The sequence below is a fragment of the Streptomyces rubellomurinus genome, from assembly GCF_000961885.1.
Classification (GTDB): Bacteria; Actinomycetota; Actinomycetes; order Streptomycetales; family Streptomycetaceae; genus Kitasatospora; species Kitasatospora rubellomurina.
Window position 1 is genome coordinate 25,072 of the sequence record NZ_JZKH01000067.1, and the last position, 20,379, is coordinate 45,450.

A 20,379-nucleotide genomic window follows, 5' to 3' on the forward strand; every position below is an offset into this window, starting at 1 on the left:
CCGTCGCGGACCGGGCGCCGTCGTCAGTCGTCTCGGCTACGGTCGTCCCGTGCGTGATCGACCGTCGTCGCGACCGGGGGGAGCTCCGATGAAGCAGGCAGGGAACGTGGGGGAGGCGTGGGCCCGGGTCGCCGCGTGGCTCCGACGGAACGACCCCGGGGCATTCGCCGCCCTCGGCGGTCCGGCGAGCCCGGACGCCATCGCCCGGGCCGAGGCGCGGATGGGCCTGGAGCTGCCGCCGGAGCTGCGCCAGTGGCTCCGGGCGAACGACGGGGACACCGACGTGCGGCCGGACGCCCCGGGGTCCCTGGTGGAACGGGGGTGCGCGGTGCCGCTTCCCGGTGGCAGTCTCCTGCTCGGCCTGGGGGACATCCAGCGGGTCTACCTCCACCAGCTCGCCATGGAGCGGTCGGAGCCCTCCGAGGACCCCGACGCCCCGCTCTGGCGCCCGGAGTGGGTGCCCATCGCCGCGGACCGCGACGGCCTGTACGGGACGTTCCTGGACGCGGTCACCGGGACGGTCGGAACGTGGGCCGACGCGAGCCTGCCCGAGGAGGGCGTGCACGCCTCGTTGGCCGCCTTCCTCCAGCACGCGGCGGACCAGCTGGAAGGCGCCGGCACCGGGGACCGGCGCGGCCCCGGCGCGCCCGCGCGGCCCCTCGCCCGCGACGAATCCCGGCCGGGGGACGAGCTGATACGCGACTGGGCCCGCACCCACGGCCTGGTCGTGAACGACCGCGGGCGCGTGCCCTCCAGCATCCGCGCGGCCTACGAGGCCGCACGGGGGTGACGCCCGCCAGGTCGGCCAGTGGGTCGGCCGGTGAGCCTGCCAGCGGGTCGACCGCGCCGGTTGTCGGCGGGTGGTGGCAGGCTGGGGGGCATGTGCGGCCGCTTCGTCTCCACCACCACGCCCCAGGACCTCGTCTCGCTGCTCGGCGAGCTGCGCTGGGACCCGGCCGAGGCCCTGGCCCCGAGCTGGAACGTGGCACCGACCGACCCGGTGCCGGTCGTGCTGGAGCGGGTCGACCGGGAGACCGGCGAGCTGGTGCGCGGGCTGCGGCCGCTGCGCTGGGGCCTCGTCCCGTCCTGGTCGAAGGACCCGTCCGGGGCGGCCCGGATGATCAACGCCCGCTCGGAGACCGTCGACACCAAGCCGGCCTTCCGCAAGGCCTTCGCCGCCCGCCGCTGCGTGCTGCCCGCGGACGGCTACTTCGAGTGGCGGGAGGTGCCGGCCGAGGCCGGCCGCCGGAAGTACAAGCAGCCGTACTTCCTGAGCACCGGCGGCGTGCTGCTGATGGCCGGCCTGTACGAGTTCTGGCGCGACCCGGGCCGGCCCGAGGACGACCCGCTGGCCTGGCTCGCCACCACCACGATCATCACCACGGACGCCACCGACAGCGCCGGCCGGGTGCACGACCGGATGCCGCTCACCATCGCCCCGGACGACCTGGACGTCTGGCTCTCCGCGGCCCACACCGACTCCGCCGAGCTGCACCACCTGCTGCGCCGCCCGGCGGACGGCGACCTGCGGGTGCGGGCTGTGTCGACCGCCGTCAACAGCGTCCGCAACAACGGGCCGGAACTCCTCGACGACGCACCGGACCCGCTGGGCCTCGCCGACTGACGGACGGCCGGCCGGGCCGGCCGTCGAGGGCCCGTCAGCGCTGGCGGATGGTCCGGAACCCGCAGACCGGGGTGCAGAGCGTGACGATGCCGCTGTACCGGTAGGTGGTCCGCCCCCGGGTGACGCTGTGCACGGTCAGCTTCTCCCGCAGGGTCGGCTGGTAGCAGCGCGGGCAGGCGGCCGGGACGGCCGTGCCCCACGGGCGGTTCGGGTCCAGCTTGGTGAAGGCGAACACCATCGAGACGAGCATCACGCCGGTGGTGCCGAACCCGACGTACCGCCAGATCTCCTTCGAGGACTCGCGGCGGTCGATCATCTCCGAGTAGGAGAACGTCCCGCCGCCGCCGCGGTTGGAGATGATCTGGCACAGGCTGGTGTGCGTCATGGTGTGGCCGTCGCAGTCCGGCGGGGTGTTCGGGTCCGCCTTCCCGAGCACCAGCGCCGCGAACAGGCCGGCCGCGGCGAGCAGCCCCAGCACCACCATCGTGCTGGTCCGGCTGCGGCCGGTGTGCAGCCGTTCGCGCTCCTTGACCGCCGTGTCTATCACGGTCTGTGACATGTTGCCGTCGGCGCTGGCCGCCATCGTGCTCCCCCGGTCGTCGTGCGTACTGCCGCGCGTTTGCCGCGCGTTCTGTCGTTGCGTTCTGTCGTTGCGTGCTGTCGTGCTTTCAGCGGCCGAATGCTCCCATCTGGCCCCGGCATTGACAAGAAATCGTCCGGTGCCGGGGCCGGCCCCGTGGGACATCGCGGGAATTCTCCCTATTCGTCCCGATCGAGGGAGGCCAGGTAGGCCGCCGTCCCCGCCGGGTCCAGGAACCACTCGGCCAGGTCGGCCGGCCGGTCGAAGGCGTTGGCGAACCGGTCCGCCACGGCGGGGCGTCGGGCGGCCGCGCCGAGCACGTCCAGGACGTGCGGGGGCGGCGGGGCGAGCATCGCGTTGCTCCACGCGGTGGCGGGCCCGGCGGTGGTCTCCCAGAAGCGGTCGAACGCGGCCTGCATGAAGTCGCGGTCGAAGGGCTTGTCGCCGTGGGCGAGGATCGCCTCCAGGTATCCGTCCGCGCACTTGGCGGCGCTGTTCGCGCCCTGCCCGGTGATCGGGTCGTTCGCGACCACGGCGTCGGCGACGCCCAACACCGCTCCCCCGCCGGGAAGTTCGCCGACCGGACGGCGCACGGTCGGGGTGAAGCGGCCGGCCAGGGTGGCGCCCGCGTCGACGAGCTCGACACCGCCCCGGGTGCGGTCGTACTCCCAGGGGGTGTGGGTCCGCATCAGTTCCAGGGTGACCCGCAGGTGTTCGGCCGGGTCGCGGAGCCCGTCGAAGGCATCCGCCGGGCCGCCGGGCAGGGCCTCCCAGAACAGGATGTCGCACGGCCCGGCCGCGGTCAGCGCCGGCATCACGAACAGCTCCCCGACACCGGGCAGCAGACTGCAGGACACCGCCAGGAAGTCCCGCCCCGGGTGCGGCGCGAGACCGTGCACGTAGCTGACCGCCAGCGCGCGCTGCGGCCGGTCGTACGGGCAGCGCTCCTCGTCGCGCTCGAACAGCGAGCCCGGGCCGCCCCGGCCCGCGGCGACCAGCACCAGGTCGTACGCGCCGGCCAGGTGCGCCACGTCCCCGGCGCCGACCGGCCCGACCACGACCCGGCCGCCGCGCTCGGCGAAGGCCTCCAGCCAGGCCGGCATCTTCAGCCGCTGGTCGACGGACTGCGCGAAGGCATCCAGCCGCCCGGTCCAGTCGAGCGCCCGGGTGCCCGCCTCCGGACCGCCCAGCGCCACGCCGACGCCCTCGATCCGGGGCGCCTCCTCGGCCCAGAGGTCCAGGCCGAGGGCCCGTTCGGTGCGCAGCGCGGTGTCGAACATGCACTGGGTGGAGAGCACCCGCCCGGTGCGGACGGCTTCGGGGTCGCGGTCGGTCATCACCGTGACGTCGTAGCCGTGGGCCTGGAGCCCGAGGGCCAGTTGCAGGCCGGCCTGCCCGGCGCCGACGATCAGAACTCTGCGCATCGTCCCCGCTTCCTGGTTGTCCGTGCGTTCCGGCGGTCGGCGCGGTCCGGATGTGCGGTCCGGATGTGCGGTCCGCCCGGCCGCCCGTGGCCTGGATACCAGTCCGTGCCCGCCACGTCCACGGGTGCGGCGCGTCTTCCGGCGCGCGGTCGGGATTCCGCGCCGGGGGCCCGCTACCGGTGGCGCTCGGCGTTCCAGCCGAGGACGAGGAGGACCTGCGGCCTGCTGCGGACCAGGCCCCTGCGGGTGTGCAGCCGCTCGAAGCCGTTCTTCTCCGCGACTCCGAGCCACGCGGTGTCCGCCTCCGCCGCCTCCAGCTGGAGGCAGGGCAGGTCGGCGTCGCCCCGGCCCCAGTCGCTCAGCAGTCGGACGGCCCGGGTGGCCAGGCCCTGGCGGCGCCGTTCGGGGAAGATCCGGCAGGTGAGGAGGGTGCAGGCGTGGAGCTTCCGGGCCAGTTCGACGAGTCCGACCGGTTCGTCGGTCGCCGCGTCGGCGACCACCAGGGGGACGCGGCGGCCGGCCTGTCGGGCCTCCCACTCCCGTAGGTACGCGGCCGGCATGCCCTCTCGCCACCGGTGTCGCTCCGGATCGCGGCCCGCCGCGACGGCCTCCGCGTCGGCGGCGCACTGGGGGCGCAGGGTCACCACGCCGTCCGTCAGCGGGTGGGCGGGGGCTGCGAGGGGTATCGGTGCGGGGATCACCCGGCGAAGCCTAGACGGGCCCCGGGAGCCCGCGGCCTTAGCCGGTGACCAGCCGGCGGCCGGTGATCTCGTCCGGCCGGACCCGGACCCAGCGGGGCCGGTCGCCGCCCGCCCAGGGGGCGGCGCCGGGCAGGCCGGAGAGGCGGCTCAGATCCTCCGGGTCGTCGACGTAGTGCGCGGAGCCGAGTGCGAGGACGCTCCAGCCGCGCCCGAGGTATTCGTCGATGTGGTCGACCTGGAAGGACAGCGCGGCGCCCTCGGCCGGGGCGGTGCCGGCGCCCTCGCCGGTGCGGTAGGCGAAACTGCCTTGGTCCACCACGTAGTTGACGGGGTAGACGACCGGCGCGGGCCGCACCGGCAGGGCGATCCGGCCGACGCCGTGGGTGCCGACGAGGTCCCAGCACTCGGCTTCGGTGAGGTCGAGCAGCCGGGGGCGCGGGCCGGGGCCGGACTGCCCGGGCGGGGCGTCCTGGCGGCCGGTGAGCAGTTCGTCACGGCTGAGGCCGAGCACGGCGGCGATCCGGACGAAGCCACCGGGGTCGAAGGTGGGCCCGGCTTCGAGCAGGTGGGCGAGGTAACGCGGGGCCATCGCGGCCCGGTGCGCCAAGGAGTCCTCGCTGAGGTCGAGTTGGCGGCGCCGGTCGGCGATGCGGCGGGCCACGGCGGCGGGGTCGGTGGTGTCGTTCACGGGTGTCGGCTCCTCGGCTGGCCGGGGGTGCCCCGGGTCGCGTCGCGGGGCTCGCACGGACACCGCGGCGGGATCGCCCGCGCGGTCGCGTACGGACGGTGACCGGGCCGCCCCCATCCAAGCGCCCGGCCCGCGACAAGTCGAGCAACGGGCGGGCGCCGTGGCGTGTCGAGGTCGGGCACGAACCGACCCGCCGACCGCCCGGCCGTCCGTGACCGCTCTTGATCGACTCCGGCCGGGCTGCGATCATCCGAACCGACGAGATGATCTGACTGACGCGTCATCAACTACGCGTCGGGCACGGGGAAGGGAACGAATCGTGATCGTCGTGACGGGAGCCACCGGTACGGTCGGCGCCAGGGTCGTCGAGGGGCTGCGCGAGCGCGGCGAGGCCGTCCGGGCCGTGGTGCGGCCCGGCTCGAAGGGGCTCGCCGAGTGGGGCGACGACGTCGAACGGGCCGAGGCCGACTTCGCCGACCCGGCCGCGCTGGACGCCGCGCTCGCCGGGGCCGACACCGTCTACCTGCTGGTCGCCGTCCACCCGGAGATGGCCGCGCACGAGCGGAACGTGATCGACGCCGCCGTCCGCACCGGCCGCCGCCCGCGGATCGTGCTGCACGCGGCGGCCGGCGTCGAGCAGCGGCCCGAGGGCGTCCGCTTCGTCGGCGCGCACGTCGCCGGGCTGGACCACCTGCGGGCCTCCGGCCTGCCCTGGACGGTCGTCGCGCCGAACGGCTTCCACCAGAACTTCCTCGGGATGGCCGAGGCCGTGCGGGCCGGCGCCCTGGCCGTGCCGGGCGGCGCCGGCGCGGTGTCGTACGTGGACGCCCGGGACGTCGCGGCGGCCGCCGTCGAGGTGCTGGCCGGCGCCGGGCACGAGGGCGCGGTCTACACCCTGACCGGCCCGGAGGCGCTCACCCACGGCGAGTTGGCCGAGCGCCTCGCCGCCGTCGTGGACCGCCCGGTGACGTACACCGCCGTGCCGCCCGAGCAGGCGCTGGCCGGGATGCTCGCGGCGGGCTGGCAGCCGTGGCGGGCCGAGGGCATGGTCGAGCTCTACGGGCTGTACGCGGCCGGCCACGCCTCGGCGGTCAGCCCGGACGTGGCCGGGCTGACCGGCCGGCCGCCGCGTTCCTTCGCCGAGTTCGCCGCCGAGCACGCGGCCGCCTTCCGGGGCTGACGCACCGCCGGCTCAGGGCCGGTTCCGCCCCCGAACACCGGAGCCCGCCGCCGTTCACCCGGCGGCGGGCTCCGGCGCGACGGGTGCGACAGGCACGACGGGCGCTGCGGGTACGACGGGCGCGACGGGCGCGACGGCTCGGGCCAGCCGGAGCAGCGTCCGCTCGTCCGCGGACCCGGGCACGGCCGTGTACACCGCGATCACCAGGTCCGGACGGTCGGCGACCTGCAGCGCCGCACCGGACAGCCGCAGCCGGCCGATCCCCGGGCAGTCGAGCAGCGTGGTCGTGTGGCCCTTCTCCAGCACCACCTGCTCGCCCCAGAGCCGGCGGAACTCCGGGCTGTGCTCGCGCAGTTCGCTGATCTCCCGGGCGAGCACGGCGTCCCGGGGCCGCTTGGCGACCTCCGTGCGCAGCAGGCCCACCGCCTCCCGCGCCTTCGCCTCCCAGTCGACGTAGAGCCGCCGCGCGCCCGGGTCGGCGAAGACCAGCCGGCCGACGGTGCGCTCGTCGGGGCGCACCCGGGAGAAGTCGACGAACACCGCCGCGGCGAGCCGGTTCCAGGCGAGGATCGCGCCGCGCGGGCCGACCAGGTACGCGGGCGTCAGGGCCATCGAATCCAGCACCGGCTGCAGGCCGATCTCCACCTGCTCGGGCGGGGGCAGGGGCGGGTCGGCGACGGCCGCCGGCCGGGCGAGGCTGCGCAGGTAGCGCCGCTCCCCCGGGCTGAGCCGCAGGGCGTCGGCGACCGCGTCCAGGACGGTGTCCGAGACCCGCGAGGCCTGGCCGCGTTCCAGCCTGGTGTAGTGCTCCACGCTCATCGCCGCCAGCCCCGCCACCTCCTCCCGGCGCAGGCCCCGCACTCTTCGCACGCCGTGGACCGGCAGCCCCACGTCCTCGGGGCGCAGCCGCGCACGCCGGGATACCAGGAAGTCACGGAGAGCCTCGGGGAGATCCATGGCGGCGATTGTCTCCGTACGGACGAGGGTCGTCCAGAGCCCCTGCCCATGATCCGGCCCGCGCTGCCAGGGCACGGTCTGACCTCCCTCGCGGCGCCGCCCCCGGGCATCCTCGTCCTACCGCCCCCACCCCAGAGGGGGCGGCACCGCCCGGCGGGGCCCTACGGGAGATGCGGGCCGCGCCGGGACGGGGGAAACGGGACGGGGGAGAGCAGCGGGGGAAGACGGGGGAACGACGGCGGCCCGGACCGAGCAGTGCGGGCCGCCGTCGTACGCCCCGGCCGGCCGGGCGCCCTGACGCGCGGTCACCGCGGCGAGGAACCGGCTGCACGGCCCTGTCCGTCCCGGCCACCCGCGCGCATACTGGCCAGCGCGGCTCGCACCCCTCGCGACAGGGGCCACTCCGGTCCCGGCCGGGCTGCGCCGCGTACGGGGGGCCGAACGACCATGGCAGCGCTCGTGATCGTCGTCGTGCTGGTGCTGTTCCTGCTGGCCACCGGTGTCCGGGTGGTGCAGCAGTACGAGCGGGGCGTGGTGTTCCGGCTCGGGCGGGTGCGCGGGCAGGTCCGCGAGCCGGGGGTGACCCTGTTGGTGCCGGTCGTGGACCGGATGCGCAAGGTGAACGTCCAGGTCGTCACCATGCCGGTGCCCGCCCAGGAGGGCATCACCCGGGACAACGTCTCGGTGAGCGTCGACGCGGTGCTCTACTTCCGGGTCGCGGACCCGATCCGGGCCACCGTCGACGTCCAGAACTACCACTTCGCGATGCTGCAGGTCGCCCAGACCTCGTTGCGCTCGATCATCGGCAAGAGCGAGCTGGACGACCTGCTCTCCGGGCGGGAGAACCTGCACCAGGGCCTGGAGGTGATGCTGGAGAGCCCGGCCACCGGCTGGGGCGTGCACATCGACCGGGTCGAGATCAAGGACGTCAGCCTGCCCGACTCGATGAAGCGCTCGATGGCCCGTCAGGCGGAGGCCGACCGGGAGCGCCGGGCCCGGATCATCACCGCGGACGGCGAGTTCCAGGCCGCCGCCAAGCTGGCCGAGGCGGCGACCACGATGGAGCAGACCCCGGCGGCGATGCAACTGCGGCTGCTGCAGACGGTGGTGGAGGTGGCGGCGGAGAAGAACTCGACGCTGGTGCTGCCGTTCCCGGTGGAGCTGCTGCGCTTCTTCGAGGCCGCGGCCGACCGCGCCGCGGCGCCGGTCGTGCCGGTCCGGGCCGAGGACCGGACGCAGGACCGGCCGCCGGCCGGGACCGCCTGACGGTATTCCCGGTGGGGCCATAGCTCTGCTCTATGGCCCCATAGACCGGCGCCGACTACACCCCCGCCAGCGGGCCGGATTGGCTGCACAGGTATAGTCCAGAAACCGTTGCGCCTGCCCGGAGGACCTTCCACCATGCACCGCCCGATCAGGGTCGCGATCGTCGGAGCCGGCCCTGCCGGCGTCTACGCCGCCGACGCCCTGCTGAAGTCCGACGCCGCCCAGACCCCCGGGGTCTCGATCGACCTGTTCGAGCGGATGCCCGCGCCCTTCGGCCTGATCAGATACGGCGTCGCGCCCGACCACCCGCGGATCAAGGGCATCGTGACGGCCCTGCACCAGGTGATGGACAAGCCGCAGGTCCGCCTGTTCGGCAACGTCGACTACCCGAACGACCTCGCGCTGGACGACCTGCACCGGTTCTACGACGCCGTGGTCTTCTCCACCGGCGCGATGGCCGACCGCGCGCTCGGCATCCCCGGCATCGAGCTCGACGGCTCGTACGGCGCCGCCGACTTCGTCTCCTGGTACGACGGCCACCCGGACGTGCCGCGCACCTGGCCGCTGGAGGCCGAGAAGGTCGCCGTCCTCGGCGTCGGCAACGTCGCCCTGGACGTCGCCCGCATCCTCGCCAAGACCGCCGACGAGCTGCTGCCCACCGAGATCCCGCCGAACGTGTACGACGGCCTCAAGGCGAACCGCGCCGTCGAGGTGCACGTGTTCGGCCGCCGGGGCCCGGCGCAGGCCAAGTTCAGCCCGATGGAGCTGCGCGAGCTGGACCACTCGCCGAACATCGAGGTCATCGTCAACCCGGAGGACATCGACTACGACGAGGGCTCGATAGCCGAGCGCCGCGCCGTCAAGCACGTCGACCTGGTCGCCTCGACCATCGAGAACTGGGCGATCCGCGACGTCGGCGACCGCCCGCACCGGGTCTACCTGCACTTCTTCGAGTCCCCGACCGAGGTCCTGGGCGAGGACGGCCGGGTCGTCGGCCTGCGCACCGAGCGCACCGAGCTGGACGGCACCGGCAACGTGCGCGGCACCGGCCGGTTCACCGACTGGGACGTCCAGTCGGTGTACCGCGCGGTCGGCTACTACTCGGACGAGCTGCCCAAGCTGCCCTTCGACCCGGTCTCCGGCACCGTCCCGCACGAGGCCGGCCGCGTCCTGGACGGCGACGGCTCGCACCGCACCGCCACGTACGTCACCGGTTGGATCAAGCGCGGCCCGGTCGGCCTGATCGGCCACACCAAGGGCGACGCCAACGAGACCGTCGCCTGCCTGCTGGAGGACCACGGCGCGGGCCGGCTGCCCGGCGCCGTCGAGCCCGACCCGGCCGCCGTCGAGGAGCACCTGCGCGCCCAGGGCGTCCGCTACACCACCTGGGACGGCTGGAAGCAGCTCGACGCGCACGAGCGGGCGCTCGGCGCGGCCGAGCAGCGCGAGCGGGTCAAGGTCGTCGAGCGCGAGGACATGCTCCGCCACAGCGGGGCCTGATCCGGGGCGCACCGAGGGCCCGGCCCGTCCTTCCGGGGACGGGCCGGGCCCTCGGCCTGTCGCCGCCGACGCGGGGACGGCGGTCAGGGGCGGACGACGGGCAGCAGCACCTCGTCGACGATGGCGGCCGGGTCGATCCGCTCGGCGTCGCCGCCGCACATCTTGATCCGGTACAGCATCAGCGCCGGCACGACGTCCGTCACCAGCGGGGTCACCGAGCCGGGCCGCACCTCGCCCCGGGCGGCGCCGCGCGCCAGCACCTCGCCGACCAGGGCGGTGGTGGGCTCGACGACCCGCTCCAGCACGATCGCCAGGAAGACGTGCGCCCGCTGGTGGTCCAGTTCGGACATGATCGCCCGCACGGCGGCGCCCACCTCGCTGACCATCGCGGTGCGCAGCCGGGCGACCACCTCCAGCAGGTCGCCGCGCAGGCTGCCGGTGTCGGGCGCCGGGCCGGACTGCGGCAGGCTGGCGCGCAGCGCGTCCTGCACCAGCGCCTCCTTGCTCGACCAGCGGCGGTAGAGGGCGGCCTTGCCGGTCTGCGCGGCGGCGGCGACGCCCTCCATGGTCAGCCGGGCGTAGCCGTCGGTGGTGAGCTGCCGGACGACCGCCTCGAAGATGGCGCTCTCCAGCGCCTCGCCGCGCCGCCGCAGCGGAGTGGCGCTCGCCGGTCCGCGCACGGTGCCGGTCTCTGCGGTCATCACTGCGCGCCTCCTCGGGTCCCGCCTGTTCGACACTCCCCCATCTGCCCCGGTTGCACCGGAGCACTCCCGATGTTAGTGAACGAACCCGTCGTGCCCCAGTCACGCGGCCCGTCCGGCCCGGACCGGGGCGGACTCGCCCGGCGGCCGGGGCGCACGCCGGCGCGCGGCCATTCGACCGGGCCCGGTCCGGTGGCCGGTCGGGGCGGCACGGGTTTGCATGGGGTGACCGCGCCCCTGCGATCCGGAGGTCGAGCCGTGTACGAGATGTGGGCCGAGCACGACCCGGCGGTGTCCCCGCCGGCCGTGGTGTGGCACGTGATGGCGAAGGACGACGCGAGCGCGTCGCTGTGCGGGCGGCTCCTCGAGCCGTCGCAGCGGGTGGTGCCCGCGATGGACGGCGAGGCCCCGGCGGCGCCGGACCGCTACTGCGATCCCTGCCTGCTGACCGTCCGCGAGGCGCTGGCGGCCACCGGGCAGTGACGGCCGGGTCGGCCCGGCGACCCGGCCGGCCCCGGCCGGTCAGTGGCCGGTCAGTGGCCGGTCAGTGGCCGCCGCGCGGCGGCTCGCAGCCGGTGCCGTCCGGGTAGCCGGCGAAGGACTCCACGGTGGTGGCGCCGCTGCCCACCGTGCCGCTCAGGCAGAGCCGGCCGTCGCCGGCGGTGAAGGCGACGCCGGCCGCGCCGAGTTCCTGGACGTCCACCCGGCCCGCCGGGTAGCCGAGGCCGGTGAGCAGGCCGCGGGTGCCTTCCTTGGTGAAGTCGTGGCGGGCGCGCAGCGGTTCGAGCGCGCCCTTCACCCGCTGGGCGGCCGCCAGGCCGTCGCAGCGGCTCTGGCCGTGCAGCGGGATCGGGACCTTGAAGCCGTGGTTCTCGGCGTAGTGGTCGCCGGGCGCTGCCGAGGCCGAGACCTCGACCTTGAGCGTGATGTTCGGGGTCGGCCCGGGGGTCTCACCGGGGCACGGGAAGTCCGCCGGGACGGTCGGTACGGCCGCGGTCGCGGCCCGGCTCGGCGGCTTCAGGGCGCCGGGCGCCGCCGTGGTGCTGCCGCAGCCCGCCGCCAGCAGGGCCAGGAGGGCCGCCGCAGGAATCGTCAGGCGCCCCCGCCCGGGATGGTTCGTCCTCATCCCGTGATCATGGCCCGGCTCCGCGCCGGGCGTCATGAGTATCCGTACTCAGACGCCCGGAACCGCCGGTCCGGCCGTCAGCGGCCGAGGGCGCGGGCGATCGGCAGGGTGTCGGAGGTCTGGCGCAGCCGGACGATCCTGCCGTCGCGCAGGGTGAAGAAGTGCGCGAAGCGGGACTCCACCGGCTCGCCGCCGGTCGTGACGCCGACGTAGCGGCCGAGCACGATCACCTCGTCACCGGTCTCGAAGTACGCGTCGCCGAGGCACCGGAACTCGCGGAAGTCCGCGAGGAACGGGAAGAAGTCGGCGATGATCCGGTCCAGGCCTTCGTACACCCCGCCCCGGGGGAAGCCCTCCGCCACGTCCCACCGGGCCTCCTGGGCGACCACGGAGCGGATCACGTCCAGATCGCCCTTGGCGTCGTAGAAGCGACGGACGGTGTCGATCTGCGGGGAGTCGGACATGGTGGGTGCTTCCTCTCGGTGACTGAGCGGACGAGCGACGCGCGGCCATGACGCTGCGCCGACGAGAGTACTCCCCACCGTGACGATCGGCTGCGGGAGTTGCGGGACGCGGCCGGTTTTCCGGAAGTCGCCGAATGTCCGTGATGACCGGTTGTGCTCGGTATGCCCGGAGGACTACCGTCTCTCTTAGTGAACGTTTCCGTTCCCTCCCACGCCCTTGGGGAACCCGCCATGGTCACCTCCCGAACCCTGGCCCAGACTCCGCCCGCGCAGGCCCGACGCGGCCAGCACCCGGGGATAGCCCTCACCGTGATCGCGGCCACCCAGTTGATGGTCGTCCTGGACATCACGATCGTGAACATCGCCCTGCCGCACATCCAGCAGGCGCTGAAGTTCAACACCACCGACCTGTCCTGGGTCATCAACGCCTACACCCTGACCTTCGGCGGGCTGTTGCTGCTCGGCGGGCGGGCGGGCGACATCCTGGGCCGGCGGCGGGTGTTCGTCGTCGGCGTGCTGGTCTTCAGCCTCGCCTCGCTGCTCGGCGGCGTCGCGCAGTCCTCGGCCTGGCTGCTGGCCGCCCGCGCCCTCCAGGGCCTGGGCGGGGCGATCGCCTCGCCGACCGCGCTGGCGCTGATCGCGACGAACTTCAAGGAGGGCCCGGAGCGCAACCGGGCCTTCGGCGTGTTCTCGGCCGTCGCCGGCGCGGGCGGCGCCATCGGGCTGCTGCTCGGCGGCATGCTCACGTCCTGGCTGTCCTGGCGGTGGGTGTTCTTCGTCAACGTACCGATCGGCATCGCGATCGCGCTGCTGGCGCCGCTGTACATCAACGAGTCCGAGCGGCACCCCGGCCGGTTCGACCTCACCGGCGCGTTCACCGCGACGGCGGGCATGGTCTCGCTGGTCTACGGCTTCATCCGGGCCTCCGAGCACGGCTGGACGGACTCCGTCACCCTGCTCGCCTTCAGCCTGGCGGCGGTCCTGCTGGCCGCGTTCCTGGCCAACGAGCGGCGGGTGGCACAGCCGATCACGCCGCTGCACCTGTTCCGCGACCGCAACCGCTCCGGCGCGTACGCGCTGATGCTGTGCGTGGCGGCGGCGATGTTCAGCATCTTCTTCTTCATCACCCTGTTCGTGCAGGAGATCCTCGGCTTCAGCCCGCTGCGGGCCGGCTTCGCCTTCCTGCCGATCAGCGTCGCGATCATCGCCTCGGCCCAGTTCGCCGCCCGCAACCAACTGCGATGGGGCGCCAAGCCGTTCCTGGTCGCCGGTTCGCTGCTGGTGGCCGGCGGGGTGTTCTGGGCGACGCGGATCGACCTCGGCACCAGCTACGTCGGGGGCATCCTGGGCCCGACGCTGTTGTTCGGCTTCGGCATGGGCTCGATCTTCGTCCCGGTGATGCTCACCGCCGTCTCCCACGTCGCCCCGCACGAGACCGGCGCGGCCACCGGCATGCTCAACACCACCCAGCAGGTGGGCGGTTCGCTCGGCCTGTCGATCCTGGTCACGGTCTACGGCACGGCCAGCCGCGACGAGGCCCGCCGGCAGGTCGGCGCGTTCCTGCGCCAGGCCACCCCCCAGCAGGCCGCCGACTTCAGGGCGAGCGGCAGGCTCCCGGCCCCGTACTCCTCCCAGGTCCTGGTGCACGGCATCGCCGACGCGTTCCAGCTGGGCCTGGTGTTCGCGGCCCTGGCGGTGGTGATCGCCGTCTTCGTGATCAAGGTGAGGAAGGTCGCCGGCGTTCCGGAGCAGGCGGACTGACACCGGCCCGGCGGCCCGTTCGGGGGCGGAGCTTGACAAGGGGTCAGGGGTTTCGCGAGAGTCCTTCTTGCAATGGTTTTCATCTTCGATAACCGGACGGCGCCGCGTGCGCCCCGGGGCTCGACCGCGCTCCCGCACCCCCGAAAGAGGACTCCCATGTCGCTCGACGTCTCCCCCGCCCTCCTCGCCCAGGCCGCCGAGGGGCAGGTCGACCACGCCGACTTCGTCGGCACCGTCCGGGCCTCGCTGCCGTACGCCTACCGCGTGGTCGCCGGGCTCAAGGCCGAACTGGACGCCGGGGACGCCGAGTTCGCCACCGACAACACCACGCCCGACGACGAGCAGCGCGGCCAGCTGCTGCGGGCGCTGGCGAGCAACGCGATCCGGGGCAGCCTGGAGGAGCACTTCGACGTGAAGCTCGCGTTCGTCAACTGCCACCGGGTCGGCGCGTTCCGGCCGGGCTCCGAGGGCGGGGCGGCGTACCGCGAGTTCACCTCGCTGCACAACCAGATCCGCAACCAGAGCCCGGAGCTGCGCAGCTGCTGAAACGGGCCCGGTGCGGCGGTTTCGTGACGCCGAATTGCACCGCGTTGCGCGGGGGTGTCCGGATCGCGCGCCGATCTTGTGGCGGCGCCGTACGGCTCGTACGTTCGACGGGCACCCCCTGGCCCGGGCCGTCCGGGCCCGGGCCACACCCCTGCGGAGCCGCCGACCATGCCGCCTTCCCCCCGCCCGCTGCGCCAGCTGGGCTTCCTCACCATCGGGACCTTCGACGCGGCCGACCCGCGCCGGGGCCACGAAGCCACCCTCGACCTCATCACGCTCGGCGAGCAGCTCGGCTTCGACAGCACCTGGCTGCGCCACCGCCACCTGCAGCACGGCATCTCGTCCCCGGTCGCCGTGCTGGCCGCCGCCTCCCAGCGCACCAGCCGCATCCGGCTCGGCACCGCCGTCACCCCGCTCGGCTGGGAGAACCCGCTGCGGCTGGCCGAGGACCTCGGCACCGTCGACGTGCTCTCCGGCGGCCGGTTGGAGCCCGGCTTCAGCGTCGGCCCGCCCGTGCACTGGGAGCAGGTGCGCGGCGCGCTCTACCCGGACAGCGCCGAGCAGGAGGACTTCGGCCGGGCCCGGGCCGAGCGCTTCCTGGCGCTGGTGCGCGGCGAGGACGCCTCGTCGTTCGAGGGCACCGAGGGCATCGAGGTGTACTCGCGCCGCGTCCAGCCGCACTCCCCCGGGCTCGCCGACCGGCTCTGGTACGGCGCCGGCAGCCGGAGCTCCGCGACCTGGGCCGGCGAGCAGGGGCTGAACCTGCTCACCAGCAGCGTGGTCAAGGCGGTGGAGGGCGAGCCGCTGGACTTCGCCGAGCTCCAGGCCGAGCTGATCCGCACCTTCCGCCGCCACCACCCGGCCGGCGAGCGGGCCCGGGTCTCGCAGGGCCTGGTCGTCATCCCCACCGACAGCGCCACGCCCGAACAGCGCGCCCGCTACGAGGCCTACGCGCTCTCCCGCACCCCGCGCACGCTCGCCCCGCAGGGCCCGAACCGGCTGCTGTTCGCACCGGACCTGGTCGGCGGCTCGGAGGAGCTGGCGGAGCGACTGCGGGCGCACGCGGGCTTCCGGGAGGTGGACGAGGTGGCCATCGCGCTGCCGTTCACCTTCGAGCACCGGGACTACGTGCAGATCCTCACCGACCTGGCGACCCGGCTCGGCCCCGCGCTCGGCTGGCGGCCGGCATCCGGTGCGGCCGGGGCCGGCCAGGGGTGATCCGTCCGTTGCGACGTCGGGTCGACTCCGTGACGATCTCTCCTCGTTGAGCCGCAACCGAACGACACGCGGCCGCGTCCACCCGGATACGAACGGCCGACCGGCCGTCCACACGGGGGGACAACACCGACATGGCGATCCACGATGCGGCGCCCGTACCACCGCGGCCCGCGCTCCAGGCCTGCCCGAGCTGCGGGCTCACGGACCGGGCCCGCGGCGTCCCGGCCGTCCACCTCGCCGAGCGGCAGCAGGTGACCGTCCGGACCAGGGGCGAGCACGGCCACACCGAGACCCGCGAGCTCGTCTCCGCCCTCGGCCGGGCGCTCGCGCCCGCGCCGCCGCGCGGCAGCGTCCTCGGCCGGACCTTCGGCGTCCTGGGCGTGCTGACCGGGATGGGGGCCGCGTTCACCTTCATCGAGCGCTCGGTGGAGCGCGACTCGTCCGACGTCGCGAAGACGGACTTCTCGCCGCCGGCCTGGGCCACCCACGGGAACGGGCTCCCGACCGGCCACGTCGTGTTCGGGCCGAACGGGGAGCTGATCCGCCCCGACGATGCCCCGGCCCCGCAGGCCGTCCACCTCGCCGAGGCGCACGACGGGCTCGTGCCGGTGTGGGTGTCCGTGCTGCTCGTGGTCGCCGCGGTGGCGCTGCTCGCAGCCGCCGTCGCGCTGCACGTGGCCCGCCGGCGGCGGCTGGCCGGGCAGCCGGCGGCCGAGCGGCTGTGGCGGCAGGCCTGGTACTGCGACCGCTGCGGCTGCGCGTACTTCCCGCCCACGGCCGGGCAGGGCGCGGGCGCGCTCGACCTGGCGGAGTTCCGCAGGGCGGTCTGGACGGCCGGCGGGTACGGGGACCTGGCGGACCGCTACCTGGCCTGACTCGTACGGGAGTCGCCCGGGTGCGCCGGTCCCGCCGAGCGGGGTCGGCGCGCCCGCGGTCTCAGGCGGCGGCCGGGCCGGGGAAGCCCGGGGTGGTGCGGCGCTCGCCGGTGGGGAGGATGGCGAGGGCTTCCAGGCCGGGGCGGGCGGCGATCCAGGCGAGCGCGCGGTCGGGACCCATCGCGAACGCGGCCGTCGCGTAGGCGTCGGTGTCGGCGATCCGGGAGCCGACCAGGGTGAGCGAGGCCAGGCCGGTGGCCGGGCGGCCGGTGCGCGGGTCGTGGATGTGGGCGCCGCGCTCGGCGGTGCCGGAGGTGGCGACCGCGAGGTCGTGGCCGGTGAGGACGGTGGCCAGGGCGCCCGGGCGCAGCGGGTCCGCGACGCCGACCCGCCAGGGGCCGCCGACGGTCTGCACGTCCCCGCCGCCGCTGACGCAGTGCTGGACCGAGCCCGCCGCCCGCAGCTCCCGGGAAGCCTCCTCCACGGCCCAGCCCTTCACCCAGCCGCTCGGGTCGAGCCGGCCGGCGGGGTGGTCGGTGAAGTGGCCGCCGGTCTCCTCGGCCACCCGGCGGCACTGGCGCAGCACCTCGGCGACCTCCAGGTCGCAGGCGTCGAGCGCGAGCTCGCCGCGGCCGAGCCGGCTGACCTGGCTGTCGGGCCGGTAGGGGGAGAAGACCGCGTCGATGCGGTGCAGCCGGGCGGTGATCCGCTCCAGCGCGGCGGCCGTGCCGGGGCCCGGGTCGCGCACGGCGAAGGAGAACACCGTGCCCATCACGTGCTCGGTGTGCCGCAGCGGCTGCGCGGCGCTCACGCGTGCGCCTTGTCGAGGGCGCTCTGCAGCGAGCGGGTGTAGCCGTCGCTGGTGTAGCTGGCGCCGGAGACGACGTCGATGTCGGCGCTCTGGGCGGCGATCGCCTCCTGGTTGAGCTGCGGGAGGGCGTAGCCGCTGATCGAACGGTCCCGGCCGCTGTCGTTGGGGTAGCGCAGCACGTCGATCCGGGTGATCCGGGCGCCGGCCAGGGTGACCTTGACCTGCACCGGGCCGTACCGGGTGTCGGCCGCGTCGCCGGTGATGCTGCGGGTGGCGGTGGCCGGGGCGGCGCTGCTCGGGGCGGCTCCGCTGCTCGGGCCGGCTGCGGCGCTCGGGCCGGCGGTGCTCGCCGTGGACGGAGGTTCGGCGGCGGCCGCGCCCGGGTCGGAACTGATCGGCCGGGTGGCGGCGCCGCCCTGGCCCGTGTGGGGCTTCAGCGACAGCAACAGCACGACCCCGGCCGTGGTGGCCGCTGCGGTGACGACGGCTCTGCGCACTTCGTACTCCTCGACGCGGATGAAGGGGATGACGGACGGCGGGGTTCAGAACACGAAGGACTCGTGGTGGATCCGGGAGCGCGGCACCCCTGCCGCCCGCAGTGCCCGGACGGCCTCGGCGGTCATCGCCTCCGACCCGCACAGGTAGACCTCGTGCCGCGCGAGGTCCGGCACCAGCCGGGCCAGGGCCTCCCCCAGGTCGCCCACCTGCGCCCGGGAGCCGACCAGCCGGTGCACCCGGGCGCCCCGCCCGGCCGCCACGGCCGCCAGCTCCCGCTCGAACAGCAGGTCCTCGGACCGCCGGACGCGCTGGACCAGGGTCAGCTCGCCGGGCAGCGTCTCGAACAGCGCCCGCAGCGGGGTGATCCCGACGCCGCCGGCCAGCAGCAGCACCTTCCGCTTGCGCTGCAGCCGCCCGGTGAACGCCCCGTACGGGCCCTCGGCGCGCACCCGGGTGCCGGGCCGCAGCCGGGCGACGGCGGCGCTGTGCCCGCCCACGGCCTTGACGGTGAACCGGAGGAACCGCGGGTGCGGCGGCGCGGACAGCGAGTACGGGTGGGCGGCCCAGCGCAGGCCGGGCGCCTGGAACTGGAGGCGGAAGAACTGCCCGGCCCGCGCGCCCAGTTCGTCCAGCCGCTCGCCGGTGAGGTACACCGAGACCACGCCCGGCGCCTCCTCCCGCACCTCGGCGACCCGCAGCCGGTGCCGCCGGTCGCGCAGGGCGGGCACCGCCAGCCGGTACCAGCCGATCAGCAGGGCCGTGCCGCCGTACAGCAGGTACCAGAGCGCGAGGCCGGGGCCGTCGCCGAGGTCGGCCCCGGTGCTCAGCTGGTGGCCGAAGGCGAGCGCGACGGCCAGGTAGGTGGCCAGGTGGGCGTAGTACCAGGTCTCGTAGCTCAGCCGGCGGCGGGCGGCCCGGGCGGAGACCGCGCCGGTGCCGAGCAGCAGCAGGGTGCCGGCCGTCGCCTTGAGCATGTCCGGGTAGTGGAGGACGATCTCCACGCCCTCGCCGACCACCCCGCGCCCGTCGGTCAGCGCGTAGCCCCAGACGATCGTCAGCACGTGCGCCGTCACCAGGCCGACCAGCCAGCGGCCGCCGAACGCGTGCCAGCGGGCCAGCCGGTCCGCGCCGACCTCGCGCTCCAGCAGCGGGATCCGGGCCATCAGGAGCAGCAGCACGGGCGCCGCGTACCCGGCCAGCAGGCCGGTGATCCGGCCCGCCCCGGTGAGCCAGCCGGCCGCGCCGGCCACCCCGGCGGTGTCACGCCACCACGGCAGCAGCACCCCGAGCGCACCGAGGACGATCAGCGCGAGCACGGCGGCGGGCACCGGGCGCACCGGCAGCCCGCGCCCGGCCGCGCCCCGGGTGGGCCGGCCGGCGCGGCGGTCCTCGCTGACGGTGGTCGTCACGGGCGGCTCCCCTCGTTCGAACGGTGTGCGATCACCTTGGCACCGGAAGCTCTGAGTTCCCTCTGAGTCGGAGCCCGCCCTCACCGTCCGCACGGACGTCCGCCCAGGTCAGGGCGGGTGCGGCGGACCGGGCGGTGGCTGCGGATCTCACGGCTTTCTCATCGCGACCTGCCAGAATCGGCAGCGGAACGACCGCTCTCACCGCCTCCGGAGCCGTATGGACCGCAGCACCGACCGGCAGGAACCCTGGCGCATCCTCGTCGTCGACGACGAGCCGGACCTCGTCGACGTGCTCTGCAGCACCCTGCGCTACGAGGGCTGGCAGGCCCGCGCCGCCACCGCCGGGCTCGCCGCCGTCGCGGCCGCCGCCGAGTGGCGGCCGCACGCGGTGGTCCTCGACATGATGCTGCCGGACATCGACGGCATGGAGGTGCTGCGCCGCATCCACCTCGACCGGCCGGAGGTCCGGGTGCTGTTCCTCACCGCGCGGGACGCCGTCGAGGACCGGATCGCCGGCCTCGCCGCCGGGGGCGACGACTACGTCACCAAGCCGTTCAGCCTGGCCGAGGTGGCGGTCCGGCTGCGCAGCCTGCTGCGCCGCACCCCCGCCGCCGCCCCGGTCGGCCCCCCGCCGGGCGCGCTGGTGCTCGGCGACCTCATGCTCGACGAGCGGGCCCGCGAGGTCACCCGGGGCGGCGAGGTGGTCGAGCTGAGCCCGACCGAGTACGCGCTGCTGCACTACCTGCTGCGGCACCCGCGGCAGGTGCTCAGCAAGGCGCAGATCCTGGACGCGGTCTGGTCGTACGACTTCGGCGGCCGGGCGCACGTGGTGGAGCTGTACATCAGCTACCTGCGGCGAAAGCTCGACGCCGGGCGGGCGCCGATGATCCACACCGTGCGCGGCGCCGGGTACCTGATCAAGGCCGCGCCGTGAGGGGGCCCGGGCGGCCCGGGTGGGAAAGCCGGCCCCCCACTTGGGGTAGGGGCCGGCGCTGCTGGCCCCAACCCCCCCGACCCGCCCCCCCGCTTTGGGGGCCCCCCCCCCCCCGG

22 protein-coding genes are annotated in these 20,379 nt (G+C 75.0%); 11 read left to right on the forward strand and 11 right to left on the reverse strand.

Features of this window, described 5'->3' with window-relative positions; translation table 11 throughout:
• Positions 1–88 precede the first annotated feature (88 nt).
• Positions 89–790 (forward strand): Lsr2 family DNA-binding protein, encoded by a 702-nt coding sequence (locus VM95_RS26945; RefSeq protein ID WP_045701315.1) that lies wholly within the window; start codon positions 89–91, stop codon positions 788–790.
• Positions 791–880: 90 nt separating this feature from the next.
• Positions 881–1,624 (forward strand): SOS response-associated peptidase, encoded by a 744-nt coding sequence (locus VM95_RS26950; protein ID WP_045701317.1) that lies wholly within the window; start codon positions 881–883, stop codon positions 1,622–1,624.
• A 34-nt stretch (positions 1,625–1,658) separates the two neighbouring features.
• Here the strand turns inward: VM95_RS26950 and VM95_RS26955 are convergent, their stop codons facing one another.
• The 4 genes from VM95_RS26955 to VM95_RS26970 all read right to left on the reverse strand — a co-directional run bounded on the left by VM95_RS26955 (position 1,659) and on the right by VM95_RS26970 (position 5,017).
• Positions 1,659–2,207, reverse strand: coding sequence for a hypothetical protein (locus tag VM95_RS26955; RefSeq protein ID WP_045701320.1), 549 nt, complete (start codon positions 2,205–2,207; stop codon positions 1,659–1,661).
• Between the two features lie 176 nt (positions 2,208–2,383).
• Complete coding sequence (locus VM95_RS26960) at positions 2,384–3,628, reverse strand: styrene monooxygenase/indole monooxygenase family protein (protein WP_045701322.1); 1,245 nt, start codon at positions 3,626–3,628, stop codon at positions 2,384–2,386.
• A 173-nt stretch (positions 3,629–3,801) separates the two neighbouring features.
• Positions 3,802–4,329 carry a GNAT family N-acetyltransferase gene (locus VM95_RS26965; RefSeq protein ID WP_078860585.1) on the reverse strand — a complete coding sequence of 176 codons (528 nt, stop codon included), beginning with the start codon at positions 4,327–4,329 and terminating at the stop codon, positions 3,802–3,804.
• Between the two features lie 37 nt (positions 4,330–4,366).
• Positions 4,367–5,017, reverse strand: coding sequence for a helix-turn-helix domain-containing protein (locus tag VM95_RS26970; RefSeq protein WP_045701326.1), 651 nt, complete (start codon positions 5,015–5,017; stop codon positions 4,367–4,369).
• A gap of 319 nt (positions 5,018–5,336) precedes the next feature.
• Here VM95_RS26970 and VM95_RS26975 point away from each other — a divergent pair, with 319 nt between their 5' ends.
• Positions 5,337–6,197 carry an NmrA family NAD(P)-binding protein gene (locus VM95_RS26975; RefSeq protein ID WP_045701328.1) on the forward strand — a complete coding sequence of 287 codons (861 nt, stop codon included), beginning with the start codon at positions 5,337–5,339 and terminating at the stop codon, positions 6,195–6,197.
• Between the two features lie 54 nt (positions 6,198–6,251).
• On the opposite strand, the gene VM95_RS26980 is transcribed toward VM95_RS26975, so the two are convergent.
• On the reverse strand, positions 6,252–7,154 hold the full coding sequence (locus VM95_RS26980) for a helix-turn-helix transcriptional regulator (RefSeq protein WP_045701330.1): 903 nt from the start codon (positions 7,152–7,154) through the stop codon (positions 6,252–6,254).
• A gap of 447 nt (positions 7,155–7,601) precedes the next feature.
• On the opposite strand from VM95_RS26980, the gene VM95_RS26985 reads away from it, so the two are divergent.
• Both VM95_RS26985 and VM95_RS26990 read left to right on the forward strand, forming a co-directional pair.
• Entirely contained in the window at positions 7,602–8,420 is an 819-nt protein-coding gene (locus VM95_RS26985; protein WP_078860589.1) for a slipin family protein, read from the forward strand.
• Positions 8,421–8,555: 135 nt separating this feature from the next.
• Positions 8,556–9,920, forward strand: coding sequence for an FAD-dependent oxidoreductase (locus VM95_RS26990; protein ID WP_045701332.1), 1,365 nt, complete (start codon positions 8,556–8,558; stop codon positions 9,918–9,920).
• Between the two features lie 83 nt (positions 9,921–10,003).
• Here VM95_RS26990 and VM95_RS26995 read toward each other — a convergent pair whose 3' ends face one another.
• The gene (locus VM95_RS26995; RefSeq protein WP_045701334.1) at positions 10,004–10,621 is read right to left on the reverse strand and encodes a TetR-like C-terminal domain-containing protein; all 618 of its coding nucleotides are present in this window, start codon (positions 10,619–10,621) and stop codon (positions 10,004–10,006) included.
• A gap of 258 nt (positions 10,622–10,879) precedes the next feature.
• Between VM95_RS26995 and VM95_RS27000 the strand changes: the two genes are divergently transcribed.
• Positions 10,880–11,104: a hypothetical protein gene (locus tag VM95_RS27000; RefSeq protein ID WP_045701337.1), complete on the forward strand. Its 225-nt coding sequence runs from the start codon at positions 10,880–10,882 to the stop codon at positions 11,102–11,104.
• 61 nt (positions 11,105–11,165) lie between these two features.
• Here VM95_RS27000 and VM95_RS39165 read toward each other — a convergent pair whose 3' ends face one another.
• Both VM95_RS39165 and VM95_RS27010 read right to left on the reverse strand, forming a co-directional pair.
• On the reverse strand, positions 11,166–11,747 hold the full coding sequence (locus VM95_RS39165; RefSeq protein WP_244178961.1) for a hypothetical protein: 582 nt from the start codon (positions 11,745–11,747) through the stop codon (positions 11,166–11,168).
• A gap of 77 nt (positions 11,748–11,824) precedes the next feature.
• A complete protein-coding gene (locus VM95_RS27010; RefSeq protein WP_045701339.1) occupies positions 11,825–12,211 on the reverse strand; it encodes a nuclear transport factor 2 family protein in 387 nt (128 codons plus the stop codon).
• A gap of 231 nt (positions 12,212–12,442) precedes the next feature.
• Between VM95_RS27010 and VM95_RS27015 the strand changes: the two genes are divergently transcribed.
• From VM95_RS27015 to VM95_RS39170, 4 genes are all read left to right on the forward strand, one after another.
• A complete protein-coding gene (locus VM95_RS27015; protein WP_045701341.1) occupies positions 12,443–13,972 on the forward strand; it encodes an MFS transporter in 1,530 nt (509 codons plus the stop codon).
• Positions 13,973–14,128: 156 nt separating this feature from the next.
• A complete protein-coding gene (locus tag VM95_RS27020; RefSeq protein ID WP_045701343.1) occupies positions 14,129–14,518 on the forward strand; it encodes an SCO5389 family protein in 390 nt (129 codons plus the stop codon).
• 168 nt (positions 14,519–14,686) lie between these two features.
• Positions 14,687–15,736, forward strand: coding sequence for an LLM class flavin-dependent oxidoreductase (locus tag VM95_RS27025; RefSeq protein WP_045701345.1), 1,050 nt, complete (start codon positions 14,687–14,689; stop codon positions 15,734–15,736).
• Positions 15,737–15,867: 131 nt separating this feature from the next.
• Positions 15,868–16,611 (forward strand): hypothetical protein, encoded by a 744-nt coding sequence (locus tag VM95_RS39170; protein WP_052707609.1) that lies wholly within the window; start codon positions 15,868–15,870, stop codon positions 16,609–16,611.
• Positions 16,612–16,672: 61 nt separating this feature from the next.
• On the opposite strand, the gene VM95_RS27035 is transcribed toward VM95_RS39170, so the two are convergent.
• Genes VM95_RS27035 through VM95_RS27045 form a run of 3 tightly spaced genes read right to left on the reverse strand, consistent with a single transcriptional unit; the run spans position 16,673 to position 19,329 of the window.
• On the reverse strand, positions 16,673–17,383 hold the full coding sequence (locus VM95_RS27035) for an FAD:protein FMN transferase (RefSeq protein WP_045701366.1): 711 nt from the start codon (positions 17,381–17,383) through the stop codon (positions 16,673–16,675).
• A gap of 35 nt (positions 17,384–17,418) precedes the next feature.
• Positions 17,419–17,919 carry an FMN-binding protein gene (locus tag VM95_RS27040; RefSeq protein WP_045701347.1) on the reverse strand — a complete coding sequence of 167 codons (501 nt, stop codon included), beginning with the start codon at positions 17,917–17,919 and terminating at the stop codon, positions 17,419–17,421.
• A 45-nt stretch (positions 17,920–17,964) separates the two neighbouring features.
• Positions 17,965–19,329 carry a ferredoxin reductase family protein gene (locus tag VM95_RS27045; protein WP_052707611.1) on the reverse strand — a complete coding sequence of 455 codons (1,365 nt, stop codon included), beginning with the start codon at positions 19,327–19,329 and terminating at the stop codon, positions 17,965–17,967.
• Between the two features lie 217 nt (positions 19,330–19,546).
• On the opposite strand from VM95_RS27045, the gene VM95_RS27050 reads away from it, so the two are divergent.
• Positions 19,547–20,263: a response regulator transcription factor gene (locus VM95_RS27050; protein ID WP_045701350.1), complete on the forward strand. Its 717-nt coding sequence runs from the start codon at positions 19,547–19,549 to the stop codon at positions 20,261–20,263.
• Positions 20,264–20,379: the final 116 nt, after the last annotated feature.